Raw genomic sequence first — 2,973 nt, 5'->3', positions numbered from 1 at the left:
GCCATGATCCTTGTCGCTTATATGGACAAGGGCAAGAAGACCTAGCTGTTCTCAGTCGATTGCCGGCCCGGGGAGGATTCTCCGGGCTGTTTATTTTTCGCGTTCGATACCGCAGTAATTCGGAAGTCAGACAACAAGCGTTTCAACTCCTCAATTTCAATGTTTTCAGGATTTCCGAGGCTGTCTGCAAAGTACTGTTGGGTACATCATAACGGTCACCCTCGGTATCGCTCTTGTCGACAAAGAACTCAGGCATCAGATTGTGCTTGGAGTTGATGCCGCATGCTTCGCCGGGTTCTGCTTCAAGCTGCGGTTAGTGCGCTATCGTATTACTGTCTGGTGGGATCGTTGTTTTTCTCTTCAAGCGCTTCGATCAGCCTTCTTATTTCGGGGGAGTCGACTGGCAACTCTTCAGTAATTGAAAGAATCTCTTCGATAAGAGGATCTAGTCTCAGTCCATCGCTATGTTCCGATGCTTTGCTCTCTTTGCTTGCTTCGGCTTCGATGGTTTCAACGACCATTTTCTTGAGAGATATAGAAGTTGCCCGAAGCGAGTTTCTGATGATCTTTGCAATTTCCACTCTCAGTACCGGATTAGTCAGCCACCCGTTGTCTAGAATGATCCCGACACGGTAGTCGTCCGAGCATGATGGATCTTCCGATACGGCGTACAACAGGATTCTCCACAAGATGGGAGCTTTGGATCTCCGCCACCATTCGTAATAGAACTCCCTGTTCTTGTCATCGGTTTTTATAAGGAAGAGGATAGTGTCTCTCATCATATCTATGAATATGTGGAGCCATTCGGGCCCCGCCTCTCCTTCGCTCTCTTCGATTACTTTCCTAGCGCCGCATATGCTGTCGTGCTCTCTCAAGGTACTGTTCAAAACAGACATGTCGGCGACCGCTTTCATAAGCTGGGAGGTAAGGATCGACAGTATGTCTTCATAAAGGATGGCGAGGTTCGGTTCGAGCAGTTCCGACCAGAGCCTCTTCAGGCAATCAGTCGTTACAAGGGGTTCAAGGTCGTATTGTCTGTGGAAGAGAGAAAGCGTTGCCTCTCTTCCCGTCTGGGATAGAGAAAAGAAGTTCTGAATTGTCTTCGTTATTATCCAGGGATTTTCAGTTATTTCGACCTTCTTCAGAGCTTCGAGCATAGCTTGATCGGGTGTGTCGTGTTTGTGCCAATTGTTGAGAATCAGGTTGAGCCATTCCGCCAGAAAGTCGCCCGGTTTCTCTATCTCATTATTAGCGAGATACTGGACGATTGAGGAGACCAGATATGGGTTCAGCGGAGAGTTTCTTGAGACCAGAAAGGTAAGGTGCTCCTGATCTGAACTTTCGAAGGCTGTCTTAACGAACCAGTCGGCAAGGTTTCTCTCAATCTCGTCAAGTGGGCCGTCTTCATTGAAGAGGCTGTCGAGAAGTCCCCTTGAATCGAGCCACCGCACCCAGTCGAAGTCATTTGCAAAACGGCAGAAGACCTTCGTGAGATCCTCACGATTGAGGCAGTATGTCAGGTAGCTGTCTGCTTTCCTATCTTGGCCGGGCTTCTTGGATGCGAACCTGCCGATTCTCTCGGTATGACAGTTCAGGTCAGAACTTGCGAGAGAGGTCCACTTCTCGAGTGCCTTTTGAAGCTCGAGATGGGCAGTTGCTTCTTCGGGCACGAGCGGGTATGAAACGGGGATTACGTTGATTTCCTTCCATCTCTCTGCATCGCTAGCGCTGACGAGAGCGTATCTGTTTGACTGCCTTATGTCCAGACCTCTGGCCAGATAATCAACAATGGTGTCCCTGTGGCTGTAACCTATAAACAAAATCGTGTAGTCGGAGAGATAGAGATCGCGCAAGAAGTCTCTAGCCCAGCCCTCTGTGAGATATGCCCTTCCGAAGTCTCTGTTGGTAACTACCAACCATCTTGCGTCCTGCTCTACGTTTCCGTGCAAATAGACGATTCCCCTGAAATCGTCGCCTCTTGGAAGTGCGGGAGCTCTGAAGGTTTCAAAACCCGCATATCTGTCTTTGTACTCCCTGATGGTTGTGAGAAAGTGGGCGTCGTAGTTGGTCGTAACGATCTTCAGGTCGTGAGGGCCTTTGAATAGAAGTGGGATCAGCCTGTGAAGCTCCGATGGCTTGGAACTCTCTTCACTCATGATCTGCCTGACGATTTCGTGGACGCCCTCTTCTTCCCGTTTCGGGTTCAGGCTTCCGAGAAAGACGTCGGGCGGCTGGACTCTCTGCTGCCTCGCGTAATACTTCTGCTTGTATCGCTTCGCGACGGCTTTCGCAAGGTCGACAAAGCCGGGAATGTTCGAGGGGGAGGCCATCGAAACGCCGGCTCCAGCAAAGACGACGAGCCTGCCTTCCTCCTGGGCCCTAATAAGCTCGGTGGGGACGTTCACATTATCCGTTATGAACATGATCTTTCCCTCTTTCTTCGCGATGTGATCGACTTTTCAAAGGAGCGGAACCTGCCTCCGCAAGACATCTCTTTGATGCAATGATACTACTTCTCAGCTGACTGCGTTTCATATGTGGCTTCTGAGAAGAAGCCTTGCTCTGAAGCTGACGAAGAAGGCAGTCCTGCCTAAGCCGCTCGAAAAGAGAGTACGCATCGCCGGAGGGCCCATAGAGTTACAGCGGAGGCTTCAGATTTTGAGGCGGGCCAAAACAATAGAGAGTAATAGGATTCCCGACAGGGTCTCCATGCATATGAGCAAAAACACCTTGTCCAAACGTTAGGGTGGGATGCCGACGACTTAATTTGACAAACGCCTTAGCCGAACTCGAATAAAAAGCTTTCCCCATTCCCCAGTTCGACAAAAGCACTGTTGCACTGCTGGGCAATTCTGGGCACAATGGACGTTCCCATGAAGATAATCCTCATCTGTCAGTGGCCAACGGTTCGCCGCAAAGATCGATCGAGAAAGAGCATAGTCGAGACGTTCGCTGCGCTCACGAGAAGGCGAG

At 50.2% G+C, this 2,973-nt stretch carries 1 protein-coding gene; it reads right to left on the bottom strand.

The window, feature by feature from the left end:
• Positions 1–329: 329 nt before the first annotated feature.
• Complete coding sequence (locus B3N33_RS05720; protein ID WP_292589640.1) at positions 330–2,423, bottom strand: SIR2 family protein; 2,094 nt, start codon at positions 2,421–2,423, stop codon at positions 330–332.
• Between the last annotated feature and the right edge of the window lie 550 nt (positions 2,424–2,973).

Origin of the sequence: Mesotoga sp. UBA5825 (assembly GCF_002432955.1) — a bacterium.
Lineage (GTDB): Bacteria > Thermotogota > Thermotogae > Petrotogales > Kosmotogaceae > Mesotoga.
Note: the sequence above shows the minus strand (reverse complement) of the source record. Positions and strands in the feature narration are given on the sequence as shown.